Origin of the sequence: Cellulomonas sp. ES6, assembly GCF_030053835.1 — a bacterium.
Lineage (GTDB): Bacteria > Actinomycetota > Actinomycetes > Actinomycetales > Cellulomonadaceae > Cellulomonas.
Genome location: NZ_CP125655.1, coordinates 1,688,228 through 1,712,416, shown reverse-complemented (window position 1 = coordinate 1,712,416; position 24,189 = coordinate 1,688,228). Strand labels below are relative to the sequence as shown.

Here is a 24,189-nt window from a genome sequence, read left to right as displayed (position 1 = left end):
GTGCCGGCGGGGCCGTCAGCGCCCGGGCCGGCGGCGGCTCCAGCCGAGCCCCAGGACCCCCAGCACCGCGCCGACCGCGCACGTCCACACGCCGAGCGGCCCGGCGGCCCCGGTGAGCCACAGCACCAGCGCGACCACCAGCGCCGTCAGCCAGACCGCGATCCCGACGAGGAACACCGGCCGCAGGCTGACGGGCACGGGGTCGGGCGCGGGCTTGCGCTGCTCGGGGCGCAGGGCGAGGCGGATGAACGACGGCACGGGACCACCCTAGGCCGTGCGGGACGGCGCCCGGCCCGTGCCGCCCGGGACCGCGTGGTCAGTCGCCGAACGCCAGCGCCGTGGCCGTGCCGAGCGCCTGGGGGACCGCCGCCAGGTAGGCGTGGGCGACGTCCCACGGCTCGAGCCCGGTGGCCAGCACGCCCTCGGTGTCGTTCTCCTCGTGCGCCAGGACCGCGGCCAGGACCTTCCCGAGCCGGCCCTCGTGCCGCAGCAGCGCGCCCGCGAGGGCGCCGGAGACGCCGGTGCGCTCGACGAGCTCGCCGAGGTCCAGGGACTGCTGCGCCGCCACGGCGGACAGCAGCCCGGCGGTGTACCCGGCGTCGTCGCCGGCGAGCGCGTGGCACGCCGTGGCGCGCGTCAGGACGGACCACAGCGACGCCACGGACGTCGGCCGCGCCTGGATGAGGGACGCGATGGCCAGGGCGTGCAACTGCCGCGGCCCGACGAGCACGACGGCCTGCTGCACGGAGTCGATCTCGCGGCGCAGGCCGAACGCCGAGGAGTTGACCAGGTGGAGCACCCGCATGGACAGCTCGGGGTCGGCGGCGACGGTCCGCACGACGGCGTGCTGGTCGACGGGGTCCTGCCCGAGGACGCGCACGAGCTCCAGGCACTGCAGCTCGCCGGCGGAGAACGTCCGGCGCACCGGCGGGGTGTCGCGCTGGAACATCGGGCCCTGCAGCAGGTCGGCGCCGAGGGACAGCGCCAGCGCGACCCGCTCGGCGTCGTCCGCGTGCTCGCCGACCACGGTGGCGCCGGCGGCGTGCGCGCGGGAGACGAGGTCGGCCAGCTGGTCGGGCCCCCGGCGCAGGTCGACCTTGACCAGCGACGCCCGCGGGAGCAGGCGGTCCTGGGGCAGGGAGCCGTCGTAGTCGGCCAGGGCGACGCGCGAGCCGCGGGCGGTCGTGGCGGCGACCAGCGCGTCGGCCTCGGGGTGCCGCGTCAGGGCGGGCGTGACCTCCAGGACGAGGCGGGCGGCATCGTACCAGACGGCCACCGAGCCGGACAGCAGCCCGGTGGTGGCGCGCAGCAGGACGGGCCGGTCGTCGGCGAGGCCCGTGAGGTCCAGGCGCCGGTACGCGGTCTCGACGGCGGGCTCGGTGACGTCCTCCGGCAGCGGGACGCCGGACGGCCCGCCGACGCGCACGTGCACGGCGTAGCCGAAGACGCTCCGGTCGGGGTGGACGACCGGCTGGCGCAGCACGGTGGTCTCGCCGCCGCCGATGGGCCCGGCGGTGCGCGGACCCGCCGGCGCGACGTCGTCACCGAGGGGGGAGGTCATGGCGGGCTCCTGCGGGAGGGGGAGGTCAGGCGGCCGGGGCGAGCGGCGCGCGCAGCGGCCAGTCCTCGGTGAGGACGGTCTGCACGGCCGTCCCGCTCACGGGGTCCAGGACCAGGGGGGCGAGGAGGTTCGCGGTCGGCGGCTCGCCGCCCTCCGCGGGGCGGACCACGACGAGGCGCACCGCGTGGGCGCGGTCGGTGCCGAGGGCCGTGAGCACGTCCGCGTCGAGGACGGGCGCGTACTCCGGGAAGAACACGGCCGGGTCGACGACGAAGAGCCGCACCGGGCGGGCGCCCTCGGGCTCCGAGCGCAGCGCGTAGAGCACGCCGGCGTCGTCCAACGGGGTGAGCGTGAAGTCCTCGTAGCCCGCGAGCCCCGGCATGGGGGCCTGCAGGTGGAGGTGCTCGGGCAGGTGGGTGCGACGCGCGGCGTCGACGAGGTCAGCGGTCATCGCAGGAAGTCCAGGAGGGTCGGCTGAAGCACCTTGGCGGCGGCGCCCAGGGCGCCCTGGTACGCGACCTCCTGCGACTGGATGTCGAGGATGATCTGCGCGAGGTCGACGTCCTGGATGGCTCCGAGGCGCGTCTTGGCGGTGATCTGGTTGGCGGAGATGAGGTCCTGCGCGGAGTCGACCTGGTTCTGGCGCGCACCGTTCGACGACAGCTCCGTGAGCATGTTGTCGAGGTGCCCGTCGATCTCGTCGAGGAACGCCGAGGGGTCGAAGTCCGTGGTCGTGTCGTTGAGCGCCGCCGTGATGCGGTCGAGCACCGCGAACACCGAGTCGGTGCCCTCGCCGAAGACGGCCGAGCCGGTGCTGTCGACGCGCACCGTGGTGTCGCTCGCGACCGTGCGCTCGACGCGGGCGGTCGCGACGCCGTTGAACGTGTAGCCGCCGGCGGCGTCGCTGAACGCCTCCCCGGAGACGGTGCCCGCGAAGACGGACCGCCCCAGGTAGGTGGTGTTCGCCTGGGCCAGCAGCGACTCCCGGATGCCCTCGATCTCCTGGGCGAGCGCCGCCCGGGAGGTGGTGCCGAGCGCTCCGCTGCCGCCCTGGACCGTGAGGTTGCGGGCCTTGCGGAGCGAGGAGAGCGACGTGGTGAGCGCGCTGTCGACCGTGAGCAGCCAGGCCTCGCCGTCGGCGGCGTTCCGGCTGTACTGGTCGAGCAGCCGCTGGTCGCCCTGGATGCGCAGCACGTCGGCGGTGCCGGCGGGGTCGTCGGAGGCGACGGTGATCTTCGTGCCCGACGACATCTGCGCCTGCAGGTCGGACATCTTCTGCAGGTTGGTCTGCAGGTTGCCCAGCGTCGAGGCCCGCACCGTGAAGTGCGTGACGCGCCCGATGGTGCTCATCGGCCCACCACCCCCGTCCGGTTGATCAGCGTGTCGAGCATCTCGTCCACCGCGGTCAGCACGCGGGCCGCCCCCTCGTACGCCCGCTGGAACGCGAGCATGTTGACGGTCTCCTCGTCGGTGTCGACGGAGGTCTGCGCGAGCTGGGCGGACGCGGCGGTGGCGCGCGCGGCCTCGGCGACGGTGGCGCGGGAGGACGCGCTCGCGGACTTCACGCCGAGGTCGACGACGAACGCGGACCACAGCGAGTCGGGCCCGCCGGCGGTCTTCGCGAGCCCGGCGATCTTCTCCCCGACGGTGCCGTCGAACGCCTCCGCGGCGCTGGCGGACACCGCGATGTCGTCGGGGTCCGTGATCGCGACCGCGAGGCTCTTGGCCGGGTTGCCGGGGTCGTAGGTGAAGAAGTCGATGCCGGTGCGCCCGTCGACGGTGTAGCCGTCGTCGTGGATCGCGTTGACCTGCTCGGCGATCTGCGTGGCGAGCCCGTCGAGCTGCGCGGCCGCCCCGGTGAGGACGCCGCCGCTGCCCGCGGGGGCCAGGACGGTGAGCAGGCCGGCGACGGTGCCGCCGTCGATGCCCGCGGCGTGGCCGGTCTTCGCCCACCGGATCGTGACCGCGTCGCCGTCGACGGCGCCCTGGAACGACACGGGGCTGGTGGGGGCGACCTCGAGCGCGTTGGCGCTGCCCCCGGAGACCAGGGCGTTGCCGGCGACCATGACGTCGAGCGTGCCGTCCGCGTTGGCGCGGGTGGACGCGCCGACGAGGGACGACAGCTGCGTGACGAGCAGGTCGCGCTGGTCCATCAGCTCGTTGGCCGACCCGCCCGCGTTGCTGATCGCGAGGATGCGGGTGTTGAGGTCGGCGACGTTCGCGGCGGTGGTGTTCACCTGCGTGACGAGCGACGTGGTGGTCGTCAGCGCCTGCTGCCACTGGGTGTCGATGTCGCGGTACATCGTGCCGATCCGGTCGGCGACGGCCTTGCCGCGCTCGAGCAGCACGGAGCGGTTGGCGACGGTCCCGGAGGAGTTGGCGACGTCCGACCAGGAGGTCCAGAACGCCGTGAGGTCCTTCGAGAACCCGGTCGCGGACGGCTCGCCGATGGTGGTCTCGAGCGTCTTGTACTCGGTCGCCACGGCGGACAGCCGCGACGAGCCGGAGGTCTCGTTGCGCACGCGGGCGTCGAGGAACACGTCGCCCAGCCGCTCGATGCCGGTCACCGCGGTGCCGATCCCGACGCCGTCCGTCGTGGAGAACATCGACGGCACGGTGGCGGCGGGCAGCGAGCTCATCGCGGCGCGCTGCCGCGTGTAGCCGACCGTGTTGGCGTTGGCCACGTTCTGGCCCGACACCTCGAGCGCCTGGCGCTGCGCGATCAGGGAGCTGAGGGCGGTGCCCAGTCCGGAGAAGGTGCTCAACGGGTCCTCTTCCTCGGGTTCGTCGGGGTCGTCGGGCGCGGCCGCGTCAGAACGAGCGGTCCAGCAGCTGCGCGCTGCGGTCGGCCCCGGCGGTCGTGTGGCCCGTCGGGTCGTAGGTCTGCACCGACTCCTGCAGGGACATCAGGGTCTCCTGCGTGGCCCGGTGCGAGAGGGCCAGCAGCTCGCGGTTGCCGTCGGCGAGCTGGGCGATCTCGGTGGTGAGCTGGACGAAGGCGTCGCGGTGCGCCTGCAGCAGGTCGTCCCACGGCGCCGGCGCGTGCTGGGCGAGCGTCTGCAGGGTGCTGCCGGGCTCCAGGCCCAGCTCGATCGCGACCGCGTCGGCCTCGACGGACCGGCCGAGCTCGGCGTCGCGGATCTCGTCGAGGACGGTCTCGACCTCGCGGGTGGCGTGCGCGAGCCAGCGGGTGCGGCCGCTGGTCAGCACCAGCTGCTCCTCCTCGAGCTTGAACAGCAGCAGCTCGAGCAGTCGGCGCTCGGTCCACAGGACGTCGGACAGCTCGCTCAGGGCCATGGCCGTGAGCCCCCCCTTTCCGTGTGGTGGTGCGTCGCCGGTCGCCGCGGCGGTCGCCGGGCGGCACCTCCCTCCTATCGGGACGGCGGGTGAGGACCTGAGCGAAATCGGACAGGCGTGTGCCGGCCCGCGTGAGGCCCCAGGTCAGCGCGTGCGGAACGTGCGCCATACAGGTTGTCGGCGCCGCAGAGGGTGCGTTCGATGTGATCTGTGTCACACCTGGGACCAACGTCGCGGAGCTATGGGGGTCCATGTCCGGTTTGTCGGTCCGGAACGTCCGAAATGGCCGCCCAAGTCGGATAAATCGGATACCCAGGAACTTTCTGGGAATCGCTCAAGCCCGGATTCAGCGGGGCCGAGAACCGGTCCGTGAACAGCTCCGCAGCCGCCCCCGCCGCCGACGACCTCGTCGTCGCGCACATGCCGATCGTCGGCTACCACGTCAGCGAGGTCCTGGCCCGGGTCCCCGCCACGGTCAGCCGCGAGGACCTCGTGTCCGCCGGCCACCTCGCCCTCGTGCTCGCCGCCCGCGCGTACGACCCGGAGACCGGGGTGCCGTTCGCCCGGTACGCCGCGCTGCGCATCCGCGGCGCCCTCATCGACGAGCTGCGCTCGATGGACTGGGCGTCGCGCGGCGCCCGGCACCGTGCCCGCGAGCTGTCCGCCGCGAGCGACCGGCTCACCGCCGCGCTCGGCCGCACCCCCTCGCGCGAGGAGCTCGCGTCGGCGCTCGGCACCGACCTCGCCGCGGTCGACCAGGCCCGGCAGGACGCCGAGCGGCGCGTGCTGTCCATCGACGCGACCGTGCACCCGGTGGCCGAGCTCGTCCGCGACGAGGCGCCCGGCCCGGAGGAGAACGTGCTGACCGGGGAGCGGCTGCGCTACCTGCGCGCCGCGGTCGAGACGCTGCCCGACCGGCTGCGCACCGTGATCGAGGGCCTGTTCCTGCAGGACCGGTCCGTCGCGGAGCTGGCCGACGAGCTCGGCGTCACGCAGTCCCGCATCAGCCAGCTGCGCACCGAGGGCCTCGCGCTCATGCGGGACGGCCTCAACGCGAGCCTCGACCCCGACCTGGTGCCCGCGGCCGAGCGCCCCGACGGCGTGGCGGAGCGCCGCCGCCGGACGTACTTCGCCGCCGTGGCGTCCCGCGCCGCGATGACCGCCGCCAGCCACCAGGCGGACGTCGTGCGGGCCGTCCCCACGCCGTACGAGGACGACGCCCGCCGGACCGCGGCGGTCTGACGGACGCCACCGGAGCAGCTCACACGGCGCAGGGCGCCGGCCGCACACCCGCGGCCGGCGCCCTGCGTCGTCCCCGGCGCACGCGCGCGGCTGCGGCGGACGGGCGCGGGGCGGCGGCGGACGGGTGCCCACCCGGACGGGTGAACCGGCGCGAATCCCTCAGGCCGCCCCGTCGGCGGTCGAAGGTCAGGGGTGAGCCCACGGATGGGCCACTTCGACCCGAATCAAGGAGGAAGAGAACCATGGGTCTCTCCGTCAACACCAACATCGCGGCGCTGAACGCGTACCGCAACCTGTCCAGCACCCAGAACGACCTGAGCAAGTCCCTCGAGAAGCTCTCGAGCGGCCTGCGCATCAACCGGGCTGCGGACGACGCTGCTGGTCTGGCGATCTCCGAGGGTCTGCGCGCCCAGATCGGCGGCACCACCCAGGCCGTGCGCAACGCCCAGGACGGCATCTCGGTCGTCCAGACCGCTGAAGGTGCGCTCACCGAGACGCACTCGATCCTGCAGCGCATGCGGACCCTGTCCGTCCAGGCGTCCAACGACGGTGGTCTGTCCTCCACCGCCAAGGGCAACATCCAGGACGAGATCGGCGAGCTCAAGAAGGAGCTCACCCGCATCTCGGACACCACGCAGTTCAACGGCAAGACGCTGCTGAACGGCTCCTACGAGGGCGTGTTCCAGGTCGGCGCCAACACCTCGAGCGCCGACTCGATCACGGTCGACCTGACCGCGAAGTCCATGAGCGCGGCCGGCCTCGGCGTCGACAACATCGACGTCACCTCCGGTGGCTCGACCTGGACCTTCGGCCCGGGCACGGTGGACTACGCGGGTGCGGCCCCGGCCGCCGACCTGTCGTTCGCCTTCGGCGGCAAGACCTACACGGTCGACGCCGCGTCGATCACCTGGGCCGGTGGCGGTACCGCCAACGCCACCCAGGCGGAGGCCAACCGCAACGCGCTGCAGTCCGCCGTCGACTCCGCGCTGTCGGGCTCCGGCCTGTCGGTGAAGTTCGGCGCCTACGGCGACGTCACGGTCCAGGGCCCGGAGAAGAACGCGGCCGGTAACGCGATCGTCACCGGTGACCTGGTGGCGGACGTGGACGGCGCCGCCGGTGCCGACACCGCCACGTTCAACAACATCGCGTCCAACGCGGGTGCGACCTCGGCGATCGACGCCATCGACGCGGCCATCCAGTCCGTGTCGAAGGTCCGCTCGCAGCTCGGTGCGGTCCAGAACCGCTTCGACCACACCATCAACAACCTGAACGTCGCGGTGGAGAACCTCTCCGCGTCGGACAGCCGGATCCGTGACACGGACATGGCCTCGGAGATGGTGTCGTACACGCGGGCGTCGATCCTGTCGCAGGCCGGCACCGCGATGCTCGCCCAGGCCAAGTCGCTGCCGCAGAGCGTGCTCCAGCTCCTGCAGTGACCTGACCGCCGCCCGTCCCCGTGACGGGTGGCACCGCACGACCGGCCAGGCGGTGGGTGGACGACCGTCCGCCCACCGCCTGGCCGCATCACCACGACCGCCGACCAGCACAGCGAGGGACTGCAGACGATGGCGAGCAGCATCGGGATCGACGGCCTGATCTCCGGCCTGGACACCACCGCGATCATCGACAAGCTGATGGCGGTCGAGGCGAACCAGCAGAAGCTGCTGGCGAGCAAGAAGTCCGGCCTGCAGTCGGTGGTCTCCGCGCTGCAGTCGCTGAACACCAAGGTGTCCTCGCTCGGCACGGCCGCCGGCGCCGCCGCGAAGACGGAGTCCTGGCAGGCGGCGAAGGCGACCTCCTCGTCGACCGCCGTCACCGCCGTCACCTCGACCGGTGCGCAGCCGTCGTCGCTCGCGTTCACCGTCGACGCGGTCGCGGCCTCGCAGTCCACGCTCTACACGCTGCCCGCGCAGTACACGGACCTGCAGCCGTCGTTCACGCTGACGCGCGGCGGCGAGACCACGACCATCACGGCCCTGAGCTCGAACATCGGGGACGTCGTCGCCGCCTTCAACGCGGAGGGCACCGGCGTCACCGCGACCGCGGTCAACGTGGGCACCGCGGCCGCCCCCGTCTACAAGCTGCAGCTCACGGGCACCGAGACGGGCACCGCCAACGGGTTCACCGTCGCCGTCGGGAACCCGGCGGCGGGCCAGACCCTCACGTCGCAGCAGCTGCGCGCGGCGTCGGACGCGTCCATCACGCTCTGGCCCGACACCGCCGGCGCGACGACGGTCACCTCCGCGAGCAACACGTTCGAGGGGCTGCTCACCGGCGTCGACGTCACCGTCTCGGCCACCACCGAGGAGCCGGTCACGCTCACGGTGGCCCGGGACGCCAAGGCGATGAGCACGCTGGCGCAGAACCTCGTGACCAACCTCAACCTGGTGCTCAGCGAGATCACCAGCCGCACCACCTCGGGCACCGGCACCGCCGCCGACGGCAGCTCGATCATCACCGCCGGCCTGCTGTCCGGCGACACCACCATCCGGCTCCTGCAGCAGCAGCTGCTCGCCGCGGGTTCGACCGCGGCCGACGGCACCGACGTGGCCAGCACCGGCATCGTGCTCGGCAAGGACGGCACGTTCAGCTTCGACGCGGAGAAGTTCGCCGCGGCGTACACCGCCGACCCCACGGCGGTGCAGGACGTCGTCCAGAAGATCGCCGCCTCGCTCGAGACGGCCGCGAAGGACGCCTCCGACGCGACGGACGGCACGCTGACGACCTCCATCAAGGTCCGCGAGGACGAGGTCAAGGACCTCACCGACCGGATCGCGAGCTGGGACGACCGGCTGGCCACGCGCCGCGCCGCGCTGGTCAAGACCTACGCCGCCATGGAGGTCGCCATGTCGCAGATGCAGTCGACCTCGAACTTCCTGACCCAGCAGCTCGCGCAGCTCAACGCGAACAACTCGGCGAGCTGAGCCGCCCGATCCCGAACGGAGGGCCGTCGTGTACGACGTCCGGACCCGGTACCTCGCCGACGCGGTCGCCACCGCGGGCCCCGCGAAGCTCCTCACCATGCTCTACGACCGGCTGCTGCTCGACATGGACCGCGCCGAGGAGCGGTTCCGCGCGGGCGACCGCGTCGGCGGCACCACCCAGCTCGGCCACGCGCAGGAGATCGTCGCGGAGCTGATGGCGAACCTCGACGTCGACGCGTGGGACGGCGCGGAGCGGCTGCTGTCGGTGTACACGTTCCTGCTGTCCGAGCTGATCGGCGCCGCCACCTCCGGCGACGCCGACCGGGTCGCGGCCTGCCGCGGCGTCGTCGCGCCGCTCGCCGAGACGTGGCGGGAGGCCGCCGCGGTGGTCGCGCAGGACGTGCCCGCCCCGCGGCCGGCGTCCCCGTTCGACACCGCCCCCGGCGGCCCGGCCGGCTCCGGGGTGCTCGGTGTCGGCTGAGGCGCCCGCGGTCGGTGCCGTGACGGCGCTGACCGAGGGCTCCGCGGTCGACGGGTACGCCGACCCCGGCACGGGCGCCGGTGGCGGCCACCGCGGGCAGGACGAGCGGGAGGCGGCCTGGGCGCGCGCACTGGCCGAGATGGAGTCGGTCGCGGACCGGGCCGAGGCGCTGCTGCGCGCCGCCCGGTCGCCCGAGGTCGCCGCCGGGCTGGACGTCGCGGTGACGGAGCCGTGGCGCACGCCCCGCGGGCTCGGCCCCCTGCCGCTGGACCTCGCCCCCCGTGCCGCCGCCCTGGTGGAGCGGCAGCGCGACCTGGTGCGCCGCACCGCCGAGCAGCTCGGCGAGCACCGCCGCAGCCTGCGCCTCGCCGAGTCGATGCGCACCCGTCCCGCCGCGGTCCCGGTCTACCTCGACGCCGAGGCCTGACCGCCGGTCGGGCGACCCCCGGAACCCCCTCGCACCCCGCGCGGCTGGGGACGGGAGCGGGCGAAGCGGACAGACCGCGCGTATCGGCTCCCTCGCGCGGGTGACGTGGCAAGAAGTCCGCCCCGGAGCCTCAGCGTGGTCCCGTCGCCGCCGATGGGGGCAGTGAGCAGGGATCGCTCGCGCAGCAGGCCACGGACAGGCCGATCAGGACCAACCTCGGTGAGGGTGACCCTGCCATGGGCATGTTCGACTCCGTGAGCTACGTCGCGCTGAACAGCGCGCTGGACGGGCTGGCCCTGCGCCAGCGCGCGATCGCCGAGAACGTGGCGAACATCCAGACGCCCGGCTACCAGGCCAAGAAGGTCCAGTTCGAGGACGCCCTGGCCCGCGCGGTCGAGGGCGGTTCCGGGGCGGCCTCCGCCACCGTCGCCCGGTCGCTCGAGCCCACCCGCACCGACGGCAACAACGTCAACCTCGACGAGGAGACGCTGCTCAACGTCGACACGAACCTGCGCTACCAGCTCGCGACCCAGGCCGTCGACGGCACGTTCTCCGGCGTGCGCGCCGCGATGCGGACCTCCTGATGACGACCTTCGGGGCGATCGGGGTCGCCAGCACCGGCATGACCGTCTACCGCAAGTGGATCGACGCGGTCAGCGACAACCTCGCGAACATGAACAACGCGACCTCTACCACGGAGGCCGCGTACCAGGCCAAGTACGTCGTGGCGAGCGAGATCCCCACGGAGAACGGCGGCGGTGCGCAGGTCTCCGGCATCGCGCTGGGGTCCGCCGAGGGCCGCGTCGTGTACGAGCCCACCAACCCGCTGGCCGACGAGGACGGGTACGTGCGCTACCCCGACGTCGACATGGCCAGCCAGATGACCCAGCTCATCATGGCGCAGCGCGGCTACCAGGCGAACGCGGCGGTCGTGGACCGCGCGCGGGCGTCCTACGAGGCCGCGCTGCAGATCGGACGGACCTCGTGAGCATCCAGCCCGTCGGCGGCGTCTCCGGCGTCAGCCCCACCACCTACCTGTCGGCGCTGTCCGACCTGTCGGGCGCCTCCGCCACGCCGGGGGCGTCCGCCACCGGCGCCGCCGGGCTCGACGGCGGGTTCGCCGCCGCCCTCGGCGCGGTCGACCAGGTCCAGCAGCTCCAGTCCACCAGCCAGGCGCTCGCGGTCCAGGCCGTCACCGGCGACCTCGACGACGTCCACGACTACACGGTGGCGTCGTCCGAGGCGAAGCTCGCGCTCGAGCTCACCGCCGCCGTGCGCAACAAGGCCGTCGACGCGTTCACCGAGATCATGAGGATGCAGGCCTGATGCCCGCCCAGGTGAAGTCCCTGTTCGGCCGCATGAGCGGGGCCGTCAAGCAGTTCTCGCTGCCCCAGAAGACCTTCGCGGTCATCGCGGTCGCCGCGATCCTGCTCGGCGGGTTCGCCGTGTACTCGTGGGCCAGCAAGCCGACGCTCGCGCCGCTGTTCTCCGGCCTGTCCGCCACCGACGCCTCGGCCGTGGTCGACCAGCTCTCCGCGGAGGGCGTGTCCTACGAGCTCACCGACGGCGGCAGCACCGTCATGGTCCCGCAGGACAAGCTGTACGCGATGCGGCTCAAGCTCGCCGCCGCCGGGCTGCCGGCCAACGCGGAGGGCGACGGCTACTCGCTGCTCGACGGCATGTCCATGACGTCCAGCGAGTTCCAGCAGCAGACCACCTACCAGCGCGCGCTGGAGGGCGAGCTCGCCAAGACCATCGGCGCGATGTCCGGCGTCGAGGCGGCCTCCGTCAAGCTCGCGCTCCCGCAGGAGACCGTGTTCGTCTCCGAGAAGCAGGACCCGACGGCGTCGGTGTTCGTGCGCACCCGCACCGGCACCGAGCTGACCACCGACCAGGTCGAGGCGATCGTGCACCTGGTGTCCGCCGGCATCGAGGGCATGAAGGCCACGGACGTCGCGGTCGTCGACTCCACGGGCAAGGTGCTCTCCGAGGTCGGCACGGGCATCACCGCCGGCTCCGGCGACGAGGCGACGTCGGCCTACGAGCAGCGCGTCACCGGAGCGGTGCAGGCGCTGCTCGACCAGGTGGTCGGCGCCGGCAAGTCGGCCGTGACCGTCACGGCCGAGCTGAACCAGGACCAGACGCAGCGCACGACGGAGGAGTTCTCCATCGCGGAGGACGTCCCGCCGCTGGTGTCCTCCACCACCGAGGAGACCTACACCGGCGCCGGGTCCGGCAACGCCACGGGCGTGCTCGGCCCCGACAACATCGCGGTGCCGAACGGCTCCGACGGCACCGGCGAGTACTCCAAGACCACCGAGGACGTCAGCAACGCCGTCAACAAGGTCACCGAGGTGACGAGCGTCGCCCCCGGCACGGTCCAGCGCCAGTCGCTCGCCGTCCTGGTGGACCAGACGGCCGCCGCCGGGATCGACCTCAACCAGCTCACGGCGACGCTGACCGCCGCCGCCGGCATCGACACCGAGCGGGGCGACACGATCGCGGTCCAGGCCATGGCCTTCGACACGACGAGCGCGGACGCCGCCGCCGACGCGCTCGCCGCGGCCGACGCGCAGGCCGCCGCCGACCAGCGGGCGAGCCTGCTCCGGCAGGCCGTCGTCGCCGGCGCCCTGCTGCTGCTGGTGGTCGTGATCGCGATCGTGCTGGCTCGCCGGTCCCGGCGCAGCCGGCGCGAGGCGCTCGACATCGGCGAGCTGCCGCTCGTCGACGGGCCGTCCGAGGCCGCCGAGCTCGAGGCCCCGGCGGACATCCCGCCGGCGCTGCCGGGCCCCGCCGAGGTGGACCCCGTCGCCGCGTCGCTCGCGGTCAAGCGCGCCGAGATCGCGGCGCTCGCGGACGAGCAGCCCGACGAGGTCGCGGACCTCCTGCGCGGCTGGCTGACCCCGGCCGGACGGCGCTGATGGCCGCCACGACGCTCACCGGCACGCAGAAGGCCGCCATGCTGCTGCTGCAGCTCGGCCGCGAGCGCGCCGCCCGGGTGATGGCGCAGCTCGACGTCGCGGAGATCGAGGAGCTCACGGCCGAGATCATGCGGCTGGAGCGCGTCGACCAGACGATGGCCGACGAGGTCGTCGAGGAGTTCTACTCCGCGTCGATGATCGGCCCCGGCGTCAACGGCGGCCTCGGGCTGGCGACCCAGCTCCTCGAGGGCGCCCTCGGGCGCGACCAGGCGGCCGGCGTCATCGAGCGGCTGCAGACCTCCATGGCGGGGCAGCCGTTCGAGTTCCTCCAGAACGCCGACGCCCGGCAGGTGCTGTCGCTGCTGAACGGCGAGCACCCGCAGGCCGTGGCGCTCGTGCTCGCGCACCTGCGCCCCGAGCACGCCTCCGCGATCATGGCGGGCCTGCCCCCGGAGCAGCAGTCCGAGGTCGCGCACCGCATCGCGCTCATGGAGCGGGCCTCGCCGGACGTCGTGCAGGTGATCGCCGAGTCGATGCAGCGCAAGGCCTCGACGGTCCTGACGCCCAACGAGCTGTCCGCCGTCGGCGGCGTGCAGCCGCTGGTCGAGATCATCAACCGGGCCGACCCGACCACCGAGAAGCTCATCCTCGAGGGCCTGCAGAGCCGCGACGAGGCCCTGGCCGACGAGGTGCGCAGCCGGATGTTCGTGTTCGGCGACATCGTGCTGCTCGAGGACCGCGCGATGCAGCTCGTCCTGCGCCAGGTCGAGACCAACGAGCTGTCCGTGGCGCTCAAGGGCGCGACGCCCGAGGTGCGCGACAAGACGCTGCGCAACCTGTCCGAGCGCGCCCGCGAGAACCTCGAGGAGGAGATCGAGCTGCTCGGCCCGGTGCGCCTCTCGCAGGTCGAGGAGGCCCGCGCCGGCATCGTCCAGGTGATCCGCCGCCTCGAGGAGTCCGGCCAGATCGTGATCCGGCGCGAGGGGGAGGACGAGTATGTCTCCTGAGCACCGGTTCACCCAGGTGTTCGGCGGCGCCGCCGTCGCCGAGCCGTCGTCCCGCGCGGAGGGCTACGCCGCGGGGTACGCGGCCGGCTACGCCGCGGGCGCCCGCGAGGCCGCCCGCGCCGCCGAGGTCGAGGCCGCCCGCGTGCAGCGCGAGCGCGCCGAGGCCGACGCCCGTCGCGCCGCCGAGCACGCCGACGCCCTCGCCGTGCTCGCGGCCGCCGCCCGCGCCGCCGCCGAGCGCACCGCCCCCGTGCTCGCCGCGTCCGAGGCGGCCCTGCACGCCGCGGCGCTCGAGCTCGCGGCCGTCGTGCTCGGGCAGGAGGTCGCCGACGCGCCCACCGCGGCGCGCGCCGCGCTGCGCCGGCTGCGCGAGCAGGACCCGCGCCGCGAGGTGCACACCGTCCGGCTGCACCCGCGCGACCTCGCGACCGTGCGGGCCGCGCTCGCGGCGCCGGCCGCGGCCGGCGACGTGCCGGCCGGTGACGTGCTCGGCGGGCTGCCGGACCTCACGGGCGTCGAGCTCGTGGCCGACCCGGCGCTCGAGCCCGGCGACGCCGTCGGCGAGCTGCCGGACGGCTACCTCGACGCGCGCATCGGCGCGGCGCTGGACCGCGCCCGGGCGGCGCTCGCCGCGTCCGCGCAGGCGGATGGTGCGGCGTGACCGCGACGACGACGGGCCTGCTGCCGACGCCGCGCACGGGCGTCGCCGGGAGCACGGGCGCCGGGGCACCGGGTGCCGCGGGGGCTGCCGGCGACGGCACGCACCCCGGCGGTCCGGCGTGGGCCGCGGCCCTGACCGCCGCCCGCCCGGAGCGCGTCGGCCAGGTGCGCGGCGTCGTCGGCCTGACGGTCGAGGTCGCCGGCACGGGCGCGGCCGTGGGCGAGCTCGTCACCATCGAGACCGCCGACGGCCTGGTCCCCGCCGAGGTGGTCGCCACCGGCCGGGGCTCGGCCCACGCCATGCCGCTCGGGCCGACGCACGGCCTGCGCGCCGGGATGCGCGTCCGCCCGCGCGGGTCCGCGCTGACGGCCCCGGTCGGCCCCGGGCTGCTCGGGCGGGTGCTCGACGGCCTCGGGCGCCCCATCGACGGCCTCGGCCCGCTCACCGGCGTCGGCCGCGTCGAGGTCACCGGCCAGGCGCCGCACCCGCTGGCGCGCGCCCGCGTCGAGCGGCCGCTGGACCTCGGGGTCCGCGTGCTCGACACGCTCGTCACCGCCGGCCGCGGCCAGCGCCTCGGCCTCTTCGCCGGCTCCGGCGTCGGCAAGTCGAGCCTGCTGTCGATGATCGCGCGCGGCACGGACGCGCAGGTCTCCGTCATCGCCCTGGTCGGCGAGCGCGGGCGCGAGGTCCGGGAGTTCCTCGAGGACGACCTGGGGCCCGAGGGCCTCGCGCGGTCCGTCGTCGTGGTCGCGACCTCCGACGAGCCGCCGCTGGTGCGGCTGCGCTCCGCGTTCGTCGCCACCCGCATCGCGGAGTGGTTCCGCGACCGCGGGGACGACGTCGTGCTGATGATGGACTCGCTCACCCGCGTCGCGATGGCGCAGCGCGAGATCGGGCTGTCCGTCGGCGAGCCGCCCGCCACCCGCGGCTACCCGCCGAGCACGTTCGCGCTGCTCGCCCAGCTCCTCGAGCGCGCCGGCACCGGCGCGACCGGCTCCGTCACCGGCCTCTACACCGTGCTGGTGGACGGCGACGACCACAACGAGCCGATCGCCGACGCCGCGCGCTCGATCCTCGACGGGCACGTGGTGCTGGACCGCAGGCTCGCCGTGGCCGGTCACTTCCCGTCCGTCGACGCGCTCGGGTCCATCTCCCGCGTCGCGTCGCGCGTCCTGCGCCCCGAGCAGAAGGACCTCGCCACCCGGCTGCGCCGCGTCATGGCGGCGCGGCGGCAGGCGCAGGACCTGCTCGACGTGGGCGCCTACGTCACGGGGTCGAACCCCCTGGTCGACGCCGCCGTCACGCACGGCACGGCCATCGACGCCTTCCTGCGGCAGGGCATGGACGAGCGCGCGCCCGCCGCCGACTCCTGGGGCCGGCTCGCCGCCCTCGTCGCCGCGATGGGGGACCTGCCGTGAGCCGCGCCTTCCGCCTGGCCGGGCTGCTGCGGCTGCGCACCCTCGCCGAGGAGCAGGCCGCCGCCCGCCTCGGCGACGCCACCCGCACCCGCGACGCCGCCGCCGCCCGCCGCGACGCCACCCAGGCCGCGCTCGGGGACGCCCGGTTCCCGTCCGGCACGGACGCGCTCGGCATGCAGGCGGTCGTCGCCAGCCGCATGGCGCTGTCCGCGCTGCTGGTCGACCAGCGCGTCGCGGCCACCGCCGCGCAGGACGTCGTCGAGGCCGCGGACGCCGCCTGGTCGCAGGCCCGCACCCGCACCCGCACGCTCGAGAAGCTCCAGGAGAAGCACGACGAGACGGTGCGGGTCGAGGACCAGCGCGCCGAGCAGGTCGTCCTGGACGAGGTCGCGGGGCGCCGCAGCGTCGCGCCGTCGCCGGGGGAGCTCCGGTGACCGGCGCGGTGGCCGCGGTGCAGGCGCGCATCGCGCAGATCCAGCAGTCCGTCGTGCCCGTCGCCACCCCGGTGCTCGGCAGCGTCGGCGCGGTCGGGGGGACGACGTCCGGCGCGTCCGCCGCGGGGGCGTCGTCCGCCGCGGGGGCGTCGTCCGCGAGCGACGCGACGTTCGCGGCGGCGCTCGCGGAGCTCACCGGCACCGGGTCCGCCGTCGGAGCCTCCGACGCGGGCGCGGTGGTGGCCGGCGCCGGGGGCGCCGGTGCGGCCACCGGGGAGGACCTCGTCGCCGCCGCCCGCCAGTACCTCGGCGTGCCGTACGTGTGGGGCGGGGAGTCCCTCGACGAGGGCGGCCTCGACTGCTCCGGGCTGGTGCTGCGCTCGCTCGCCGACCTCGGCGTCACGGGCGTCCCGCGCGTCGCCCGGGACCAGGCGACCCTCGGCACGGAGGTCCCGTCGCTCGACCAGGCGCTCCCGGGCGACCTCGTCGTGCTGTCCGGCGGCTCGCACATCGGCATCTACGTGGGCGACGGGAAGATGATCGACGCCCCGAAGCCCGGCGCGAGCGTGACCGTGCGCGACGTCTACGCCGAGCCGACCACCATCCGGCGGGTCCTGCCGCAGTCCGGGGCACCCTCCGCCACGACCGCGCTCACCGGCGCGCTCGCCTCCTCCAGCGCCGGGCGCACCGCCCTCACGCTGCTCGCGGGCTCCGGCTCGACCTCGTCCCTGACCTCGTCCCTGTGGGGGGCTGCCTCGTGACCACGACCACCCTGACCGCCCTGCCCGCGCGCGCGACCGCCACCGCCGGCGGCACGGGCGCGGGCTCCGGATCCCGGACCGCCGCGAGCGGGTTCGACGCCGTGCTCGCCGGCGCGATCGCGGAGTCGCCGCAGGAGCGCGCCACCGGCCGGACGGCCGACCGGACGGCCGACCGGACGGCCGACCGGGCCGCCGACCGGGCTGCTGCCGCGCGCGCCGACGACCGCGGGCGTGCGGACGCCCGGGCCGCCGACCGGGCCGCCGACCGCGCGCGCGCCGATCGTGCGCGGGCCGACCGCCGCGACCGCGCCGCGGGGACGGACCGCCCCGACCGCGCCGACCGGACGGACCGCGCCGAGCGCACCGGCCGGACGGAGCGCACCGACCGCGCCGACCGCACCGACGGGGCGCAGGCGCGCGATCGCGCCGACGCCACCCCCGGCGCGGACGGCCCCGACGCGACGCCCGCCACGCAGGCGCCCGCGGACGCGCCCGCAGCGACGACGACCGACCCGGCGGCGGCGACCGAACCCGCGGCGACCCCGGCGCCTGCCACGCCCGCGCCGACCGTGACCGTCGCAGCGGCCGTCGCGGCACCGGCCGTCGCGGTCCCGGGCGCCCCGGGCGCCTCGTCCGTCGACCCGGCCGCGGTCGCCGCCGTGGACGCCGCCGCGCCGGCCGCGACCGCCCCGGCCCCGGCCGCCGCCGGCGCACCGGCCGCTGCCGCCCCCTCGACGACGGCGCCGGCCGCCCCGGCCGCCGGGGAGGCCGCCACCACGCCCGCCCCCGCGGGTGCCGGCACCGTCCCCGCCGGGACGACGGCCCCCGCCACCACGCAGGCCGGCCCGGCCGGGCCGCCGCCCGCCGCCGCGTCCGTCGCGGTGGAGCCCGCCGGCCCGGGCGCCGCGCCCACCGCCGCCACGACCACGCCCGCCGGCGGTGCCGCTCCCGCGCCGACCGCGCTCACGGGCGCGGCGCAGCCGTCCGCCGGCTCCGCGGCGCCGGGCACGGCCGCCGCGGCCACCGACCCGGCGGGCGACGCGGCGGCCCCCGCGCCGGCACCGACCGCTCCCGCCGCGCTGCAGGTCGGCAGCGTGCAGCACCGCGCCCCCGTCGCCGCCGCGCCGGCCGCAGGGGTGCCGCTGTCCGACCAGATCGCCGCGAAGCTCGGCGAGCAGCTGCCGGCCCTGCGGTCGCTCGGCGGAGGCTCCCACGTGCTGACGCTCCGGGTGGACCCGGAGCACTTCGGGCCCGTGACCGTCGTCGCGCACATCTCGCCCGAGTCCGTGCGGGTCGAGCTCGTCGGCGCGACCGACTCCGCACGCGACGCGCTGCGGCAGTCGCTGCCCGACCTGCGGCGGGACCTCGCCTCCACCGGGCTGTCGTCCGACGTCAGCCTCGGCGGGGGTGACGCCTCGGGCGCCACCGGCGGCGAGACCCGGCGCGACTCCCTCGCGGCGGCCCTGCCCCTGGGCGCCGCACCCGCCGGCACCGCACCCGGACCGGCCACCGACCTGCCCGCCGCCCGTCCGTCGACCGCCGCCGGCGGCCTCGACCTGCTCGTCTGAGGAGACCCGCGTGTCCATCGACGTCTCGTACATCACCAACCAGAGCGCCGCCGCGACCGAGAGCACGTCCACGCCGAGCAAGACCCTCGACAAGGACACGTTCCTCAAGCTGCTGGTGGCCCAGCTGTCCAACCAGGACCCGAGCAGCCCCATGGACACCAGCGACATGATGGCGCAGACCACGCAGCTGTCGATGATGGAGTCCCTCTCCGAGATCCAGGCGTCCGCCCGCGAGCAGTTCGCCCTGCAGATGCGCATGGCCTCCGCGGACCTCGTCGGCAAGCAGGTCACCTGGACCGACGCCGACGGCACGACGCAGACCGGCGTGGTCGGCTCGGTCGACTACTCCGCCACCGTCCCCGTGCTCCAGGTCGGCGAGACGAAGCTCCCGCTCGACGCCGTCGCGGGCATCAGCCCCGTGCCCGCCACCACCCCCACGACCACCGCCTGACCGCGGTCCGGCTCCACCACCCCGAAGGGATCCACCATGCTCCGCTCCCTCTTCTCCGGCATCAGCGGTCTGCGCAGCCACCAGACGATGCTCGACGTCACGGGCAACAACATCGCCAACGTCAACACCACCGGCTTCAAGGCGTCCCAGATCCAGTTCCAGGACACGCTCAGCCAGATGCTCAACGCCGCCTCGGGCGCGCAGGACGGCGTCGGCGGCCAGAACCCCGCGCAGGTCGGCCTCGGCGTGCAGGTCGCCGGCATCACGACCAACTTCAAGCAGGGCGCCGCGCAGCTCACGGGCCGCAGCACCGACATGATGATCTCCGGCGACGGGTTCTTCGTCGTCCGCCAGGGGAACCAGCAGTTCTACACGCGCGCCGGGTCCTTCGACTTCGACTCGACCGGCCAGATGGTCCTGCCGGGTGCGGGCGCCATGGTGCAGGGCTGGGCCGCCGTCAACGGCGTCATCGACACCACCAAGCCGGTCGGCGACATCAAGGTCGCCGTCGGCACCGTGATGCCGGCGCGCGCCACCACGAACGCCCCGTTCGCCGGCAACCTCAAGGCCGACGCCGAGGACGGCACGGTCCAGACCGTCACCACCAAGGCGTACGACGCGCTCGGCAACGAGCGGGAGCTCTCGCTGACCTTCACCAAGACCGCCACCGGCTGGACGATGGCCGCCTCGGACGGCATCAGCACCGTCGCGGCGGCGCCGCTGACGTTCGACGGGTCCGGCAACCTCACGGGCGCCGGCACCTTCACGCTCGGCGGCGTGAACGTCGACATCTCCGGCCTCACGAGCATGGCCGGCGTCGACACCGTCGCGGCGGGCAAGCAGGACGGCTACGCGGCCGGCATCCTGCAGTCCTTCACGCTCGGGTCCGACGGCACCATCAACGGCGCGTTCTCGAACGGCCTCAAGCAGGACCTCGGGCGCATCGCGATGGCGTCGTTCACCAACCCCGCGGGTCTGTCGAAGGCCGGTGGCTCGCTGTTCACCACCACGGTGAACTCCGGCGACGCGCAGATCGGCGCCGCGGGCGTCGGCGGCCGCGGGACGCTGTCCTCCGGCTCGCTCGAGATGAGCAACGTGGACCTGTCCACGGAGTTCACGCAGCTGATCATCGCCCAGCGCGGGTTCCAGGCGAACTCCCGCGTCATCACGACGTCCGACGAGGTGCTCCAGGAGCTGGTCAACCTCAAGCGCTGACCCACGCCGGTCGAGAGGCCAGCACCCGGGCACCCGTCCCCACCGGGACGCCCGGGTGCTGGCCTCTCGCGCACGCGCGGCGGGAGCGGGCGCGGCGGGCGCGGGGTCAGGGGTGCGGGAGGGCGCGCTCGTCGTCGACCAGGGCCCAGCGGCCGTCGCGGCGGTGCGCGATCCCCGCGCGCTCCAGCCGCGCGAGGTACGCCGCCATGCCGCGCTCGCCCCGGCGCCGGAACAGCCGCATCAGCCGGGGCAGGGCGTTCGGCACGAGCATCGCGGTCTTCACGAGCACCGCCTCGGACGGCCGCGGGTAGCGCTCGAGCGCGGGCCGGTCGAGCATCCGCATCATCGTGCGCGCGACGACCTCGGGCGGCTGCGGCGGGTCCTGGAACTGCAGGGAGTTGCCGCCCTCGACGGCCTCCCGGCGCAGCATCCGGGTGTCCGTCGCGGACGGCAGCACGGAGCCGGCGGTGATGCCCTTCGCCCGCAGGTCCAGCCCGATGGCCAGCATCGCGCCGCGCAGCCCGAACTTCGACGCCGTGTAGATGGGCGTCTCGCCGAGCGGGAAGATCCCGCCGAGCGACACCGTCGTGACGACGCGCGGGTCCGGCGCGGCGCGCAGCAGCGGCACGGCGAGCCGGGTCAGCACCAGCGGGGACAGCAGGTTGACCTCCAGCTCGGTGCGGATGGACTCGACGCTGCGCTCGTCGAACCGGTCGGCGCTGGTCATCCCGACGTTGTTCACGAGCACGTCGATCCGCCCGTGCTCCGCGCCGACCCGCGTCAGCAGCGCCTCGACCTGCGCCTGGTCCGTCAGGTCGCAGCCGTACCCCGCGTGCCCGGCGCCGGGCAGGGCGGCGGCGGTGCGCTCGGCCGCCTCGGTCCGGATGTCGACCACCGCGCACGTCGCGCCCAGCGACGCCACCGGGCCCAGGAACGCGCGCGCGATGCCGCCGGCCCCGCCGGTCACCAGGACGACCTTGCCCCGGTAGTCGTACGTCACGCCCGCACCGCCGCCGTCGCGGACGACCCCCGCGCCCTCGCCGCGCGCGGCGGGTCGGACTCCAGCCGCCAGCCCAGCGTCCGGCCGACCCTGCGCAGGTACGCCACGTAGGCGTCCGAGTCGACGTAGCCGCGGTGCCGGGGCGAGGAGTCGAACCGCAGGCCGTTCGACAGGTCCGGCCGGTCGGTCGCGATCATCCGCGTGAACCGCTCGGCGGACGGGCTGTGCGTCTCCAGCGCGTCCAGGTACGCCGCGAGCAGGTGCGCCTGCTGGTCGAACAGCCCGTACGCCCCGCTGTTGGTCTCGACGTACCCGACGCCGAACAGCCCGGGGTGCTCGCGGGACACGAAGTTCAGGTACAGGTCGGGGTGCTGCTCGTCGCCGACGTACTGCTGCGCGACCGGGACGCGGTGCCGGTAGCCGGTGGCGAGCAGCACCAGGTCGAACTCGTCGGAGGTGCCGTCGGTGAACGTCACGGTCCGGCCCGCGGTGTCCCGGACGCCCGGCCGGGCGGTGATGTCGCCGTGCTGCAGGTGGTGCAGCAGCATCGAGTTGACGATCGGGTGCGTCTCGAACAGCTTGTGGTCCGGCTTCGGCAGGCCCAGCCGGCGCAGGTCCCCGACGAGGAGGCGCAGCAGCGGCTGGATGAGTGCCCGCTCGGCGCGCTTCGGCAGGAACGACCCGGCCCCGCCGACCACGTCGGACGGCACCCCGAACACGTGCTTCGGGATGAACCAGTACCCGCGCCGCGTGCTGATGACGGCGTGGTCGGCGCTGCGGGCGGCGTCGCACGCGATGTCGCAGCCCGAGTTGCCCGCCCCGACGACGAGCACCCGCTTGCCGGCGAGCTCGCCCGGGCTGCGGTACGTGCTGCTGTGCCGGACCTCCCCGGTGAACGACCCGGGCAGCGCGGGCTCGTTGGGGAACCACTGCGAGCCGGTCGCGACGACGACCGCCGCGTGCCGGGACGCCGTGCCGTCCGCGCGGGTCACCAGCCAGCCGTCGCCGTCGCGGCGGACCTCGGTGACCTCGACGCCGGTCTCGACGTGCTCCGTCAGCCCGTACGCGTCGGCGAACGCCCGCAGGTACGCGAGCACCTGCCGGTGGCCGGGGTAGTCCGGGTAGTCGTCCGGCATCGGGAACCCGCTGAACCCCGACCGCGTGCGGCTCGAGATGAGGTGCGCCGACTCGTACATCGGTCCGCCCGGGTTGTCGATGTCCCAGGCCCCGCCGACGCCGGTGTGCCGCTCCAGGTGCACGTACTCGAGGCTGCGTTCCCGCAGCGCACGCGCCACCGCCAGGCCGGCCGGGCCGGCCCCGATCACGCAGACGTCCGCGGTCACGGCTCACGCTCCTTCGCGCTCGGTGCCAGCGATGCTAAGCAGCCGCACCCCCGCGGCGGCGGACCCGGCGAGCCGACTTCCCGGACCCGACAGGCCACCCGCCGCGGCCCCCCGGCGCCCGCCCCGCCGCCCCGCCCACCCGCTCTGCCGTCCCGCCCACTCGCTCTGCCGCCCCGCCCACCCGCTCTGCCGTCGAGGTCGTCATGTCCGGCCGAGGTCGTCCTTCCCACCTGACGACCTCGGCCGGACCTGACGACCTCGCGCCCGGAGCGGCGGCCTCGCGCCCGCGACCGGCACCGACGGCGCGGCCGGCGCGGCGGGCGCGGCGCCGGCGCGGCGTCAGGGGGCGCGGCGGAGGGCGGCGGGGGAGCGGCCGTACCAGCGGTGGACCGACCGGCGCAGGGAGCGCTCGTCGGTGTAGCCGACGCGGGTCGCGACCTCCGCGAGCGGGACGTCGCCGTGCCGCACGAGACGCCCCACCAGCCGCCGCCGCACCTCGTCGACCACGTCGGAGTACGTCGTCGCGACGTCCGCGAGCCGCCGTCGCAGCGTCCGCTCGCTCATCGCGAGCGCCCGCGCGTGCGCGGCGAGCGGCAGCACCTCGGGCAGCGCGGCCTCGACCCGGGCGGACAGCAGCGCCACGAGCTCCTGCCGGTCGACGACCTCGGCCGTCTGCTCGTCCAGCAGCCCCCGCACCAGCGCGAGCGTCCACCGGTCCGCCGTCGGGACGGGCCGGCGCCACTGCTCGGGCGCGAGCACCCAGGCGTTGCGCGCCGAGCCGAACGCGACGTCGGGCCCGAACACCGACGTCCACGGCCCCGGGTCCGACGGTGCCGGCCGGGCGAGCTCCACCCGGTGCGGCCGGAACTCCGCGCCGGCGGCGTCGCGCGCCGACCGGGTGATGCTCGCGAACCCCTCGTCCACCAGGAACTCGTCGACGCGCCCGGAGTCCCCGTGCACCTGGGCGACGACCGTCAGCAGGTCGCCGTCCCGCTCCGCGGCCCAGTGCACCATCGACCCCGCGAGGCGCTGGTACCGCACGCCCAGCGCCACGCCGTCGGCGACCGTCGGGGACGTCAGCCACCCCAGCCCGAGCACGCCCGCGGACGTGATCGGCTGCCGCGACCCCACCACCAGCCCGAGCGCCGGCATCCCGAGCGCGTCGACCGCCGCCTCGATGACCGCCCGCCCCTGCCGGAACGACACCCGCAGCGCCGGGGCCTCCACCGCCTCCCGCGTGAGCCCGCCGGCGCGCAGCGCGTCGTCGAACGGCACACCGCGTTCGTCCGCCACGAGCATGAGGTACCGCACGAGGTGCGGGGCCACGGTCGCGGAGGTCCCGCCCGCGGCGGCGTGTGCCGGCACGGGGCCACGGTAGGGTGCGCGCACCGCGCGTGGTCAAGGCCGACCGGGCGCTCGGGGCCCCGGAGGGATCATGGCGACGGCGGATGGGGAGCGGGCGGCGGTGAGGTCAGGCA

General features: G+C 75.2%; 26 protein-coding genes. 17 read left to right on the top strand and 9 right to left on the bottom strand.

Annotation, left to right across the window (positions count from 1 at the left end):
* Positions 1-15: 15 nt before the first annotated feature.
* The 6 genes from P9841_RS08055 to flgN are packed head-to-tail and all read right to left on the bottom strand — an operon-like array spanning position 16 to position 4,858.
* Entirely contained in the window at positions 16-258 is a 243-nt protein-coding gene (locus tag P9841_RS08055) for a DUF2530 domain-containing protein (protein ID WP_283321537.1), read from the bottom strand.
* A gap of 58 nt (positions 259-316) precedes the next feature.
* A complete protein-coding gene (locus P9841_RS08050; protein WP_283321536.1) occupies positions 317-1,561 on the bottom strand; it encodes an EAL and HDOD domain-containing protein in 1,245 nt (414 codons plus the stop codon).
* Positions 1,562-1,586: 25 nt separating this feature from the next.
* Positions 1,587-2,012: a flagellar assembly protein FliW gene (locus P9841_RS08045; RefSeq protein WP_283321535.1), complete on the bottom strand. Its 426-nt coding sequence runs from the start codon at positions 2,010-2,012 to the stop codon at positions 1,587-1,589.
* Positions 2,009-2,911 carry a flagellar hook-associated protein FlgL gene (flgL, locus tag P9841_RS08040; RefSeq protein WP_283321534.1) on the bottom strand — a complete coding sequence of 301 codons (903 nt, stop codon included), beginning with the start codon at positions 2,909-2,911 and terminating at the stop codon, positions 2,009-2,011. The genes P9841_RS08045 and flgL overlap by 4 nt, the downstream gene beginning before the upstream one ends.
* Positions 2,908-4,326, bottom strand: a complete 1,419-nt coding sequence (flgK, locus tag P9841_RS08035; protein ID WP_283321533.1) for a flagellar hook-associated protein FlgK — start codon at positions 4,324-4,326, stop codon at positions 2,908-2,910. The genes flgL and flgK overlap by 4 nt, the downstream gene beginning before the upstream one ends.
* Positions 4,327-4,372: 46 nt before the next feature.
* Positions 4,373-4,858, bottom strand: coding sequence for a flagellar export chaperone FlgN (gene flgN, locus P9841_RS08030; RefSeq protein ID WP_283321532.1), 486 nt, complete (start codon positions 4,856-4,858; stop codon positions 4,373-4,375).
* Positions 4,859-5,227: 369 nt separating this feature from the next.
* Here flgN and P9841_RS08025 point away from each other — a divergent pair, with 369 nt between their 5' ends.
* The 17 genes from P9841_RS08025 to P9841_RS07945 all read left to right on the top strand — a co-directional run bounded on the left by P9841_RS08025 (position 5,228) and on the right by P9841_RS07945 (position 20,368).
* The gene (locus P9841_RS08025) at positions 5,228-6,100 is read left to right on the top strand and encodes a sigma-70 family RNA polymerase sigma factor (protein WP_283321531.1); all 873 of its coding nucleotides are present in this window, start codon (positions 5,228-5,230) and stop codon (positions 6,098-6,100) included.
* Positions 6,101-6,342: 242 nt separating this feature from the next.
* A complete protein-coding gene (locus P9841_RS08020) occupies positions 6,343-7,536 on the top strand; it encodes a flagellin N-terminal helical domain-containing protein (protein WP_283321530.1) in 1,194 nt (397 codons plus the stop codon).
* 129 nt (positions 7,537-7,665) lie between these two features.
* Complete coding sequence (gene fliD, locus P9841_RS08015) at positions 7,666-9,024, top strand: flagellar filament capping protein FliD (RefSeq protein ID WP_283321529.1); 1,359 nt, start codon at positions 7,666-7,668, stop codon at positions 9,022-9,024.
* A gap of 28 nt (positions 9,025-9,052) precedes the next feature.
* Positions 9,053-9,505 (top strand): flagellar export chaperone FliS, encoded by a 453-nt coding sequence (locus P9841_RS08010; RefSeq protein WP_283321527.1) that lies wholly within the window; start codon positions 9,053-9,055, stop codon positions 9,503-9,505.
* A gap of 19 nt (positions 9,506-9,524) precedes the next feature.
* Positions 9,525-9,932 carry a hypothetical protein gene (locus P9841_RS08005; protein ID WP_283321526.1) on the top strand — a complete coding sequence of 136 codons (408 nt, stop codon included), beginning with the start codon at positions 9,525-9,527 and terminating at the stop codon, positions 9,930-9,932.
* 242 nt (positions 9,933-10,174) lie between these two features.
* Positions 10,175-10,516, top strand: a complete 342-nt coding sequence (locus tag P9841_RS08000; RefSeq protein WP_283321897.1) for a flagellar basal body rod protein FlgB — start codon at positions 10,175-10,177, stop codon at positions 10,514-10,516.
* Entirely contained in the window at positions 10,516-10,920 is a 405-nt protein-coding gene (locus P9841_RS07995) for a flagellar basal body rod protein FlgC (protein ID WP_283321525.1), read from the top strand. The genes P9841_RS08000 and P9841_RS07995 overlap by 1 nt, the downstream gene beginning before the upstream one ends.
* Positions 10,917-11,258, top strand: a complete 342-nt coding sequence (gene fliE, locus P9841_RS07990) for a flagellar hook-basal body complex protein FliE (RefSeq protein WP_283321524.1) — start codon at positions 10,917-10,919, stop codon at positions 11,256-11,258. Before P9841_RS07995 ends, fliE begins: the two co-directional genes overlap by 4 nt.
* On the top strand, positions 11,258-12,853 hold the full coding sequence (gene fliF / locus P9841_RS07985; RefSeq protein WP_283321523.1) for a flagellar basal-body MS-ring/collar protein FliF: 1,596 nt from the start codon (positions 11,258-11,260) through the stop codon (positions 12,851-12,853). The genes fliE and fliF overlap by 1 nt, the downstream gene beginning before the upstream one ends.
* Positions 12,853-13,860 (top strand): flagellar motor switch protein FliG, encoded by a 1,008-nt coding sequence (fliG, locus tag P9841_RS07980; RefSeq protein WP_283321522.1) that lies wholly within the window; start codon positions 12,853-12,855, stop codon positions 13,858-13,860. Before fliF ends, fliG begins: the two co-directional genes overlap by 1 nt.
* Positions 13,850-14,521: a FliH/SctL family protein gene (locus tag P9841_RS07975; RefSeq protein WP_283321521.1), complete on the top strand. Its 672-nt coding sequence runs from the start codon at positions 13,850-13,852 to the stop codon at positions 14,519-14,521. The genes fliG and P9841_RS07975 overlap by 11 nt, the downstream gene beginning before the upstream one ends.
* A gap of 131 nt (positions 14,522-14,652) precedes the next feature.
* The gene (locus P9841_RS07970) at positions 14,653-15,939 is read left to right on the top strand and encodes a FliI/YscN family ATPase (RefSeq protein WP_283321896.1); all 1,287 of its coding nucleotides are present in this window, start codon (positions 14,653-14,655) and stop codon (positions 15,937-15,939) included.
* Positions 15,936-16,373 carry a flagellar export protein FliJ gene (locus tag P9841_RS07965; RefSeq protein WP_283321520.1) on the top strand — a complete coding sequence of 146 codons (438 nt, stop codon included), beginning with the start codon at positions 15,936-15,938 and terminating at the stop codon, positions 16,371-16,373. The genes P9841_RS07970 and P9841_RS07965 overlap by 4 nt, the downstream gene beginning before the upstream one ends.
* A complete protein-coding gene (locus tag P9841_RS07960; protein ID WP_283321519.1) occupies positions 16,370-17,134 on the top strand; it encodes a C40 family peptidase in 765 nt (254 codons plus the stop codon). The genes P9841_RS07965 and P9841_RS07960 overlap by 4 nt, the downstream gene beginning before the upstream one ends.
* A complete protein-coding gene (locus tag P9841_RS07955) occupies positions 17,131-18,702 on the top strand; it encodes a flagellar hook-length control protein FliK (protein ID WP_283321518.1) in 1,572 nt (523 codons plus the stop codon). Before P9841_RS07960 ends, P9841_RS07955 begins: the two co-directional genes overlap by 4 nt.
* Before the next feature lie 10 nt (positions 18,703-18,712).
* Positions 18,713-19,153, top strand: coding sequence for a flagellar hook assembly protein FlgD (locus P9841_RS07950; protein WP_283321517.1), 441 nt, complete (start codon positions 18,713-18,715; stop codon positions 19,151-19,153).
* Between the two features lie 36 nt (positions 19,154-19,189).
* Positions 19,190-20,368, top strand: a complete 1,179-nt coding sequence (locus P9841_RS07945) for a flagellar hook protein FlgE (RefSeq protein ID WP_283321516.1) — start codon at positions 19,190-19,192, stop codon at positions 20,366-20,368.
* A 106-nt stretch (positions 20,369-20,474) separates the two neighbouring features.
* On the opposite strand, the gene P9841_RS07940 is transcribed toward P9841_RS07945, so the two are convergent.
* The 3 genes from P9841_RS07940 to P9841_RS07930 form a co-directional block, all read right to left on the bottom strand.
* The gene (locus tag P9841_RS07940) at positions 20,475-21,368 is read right to left on the bottom strand and encodes an SDR family NAD(P)-dependent oxidoreductase (RefSeq protein WP_283321515.1); all 894 of its coding nucleotides are present in this window, start codon (positions 21,366-21,368) and stop codon (positions 20,475-20,477) included.
* Entirely contained in the window at positions 21,365-22,711 is a 1,347-nt protein-coding gene (locus P9841_RS07935) for a flavin-containing monooxygenase (RefSeq protein WP_283321514.1), read from the bottom strand. Before P9841_RS07935 ends, P9841_RS07940 begins: the two co-directional genes overlap by 4 nt.
* A 339-nt stretch (positions 22,712-23,050) precedes the next feature.
* On the bottom strand, positions 23,051-24,076 hold the full coding sequence (locus tag P9841_RS07930) for an AraC family transcriptional regulator (protein WP_283321513.1): 1,026 nt from the start codon (positions 24,074-24,076) through the stop codon (positions 23,051-23,053).
* Positions 24,077-24,189: the final 113 nt, after the last annotated feature.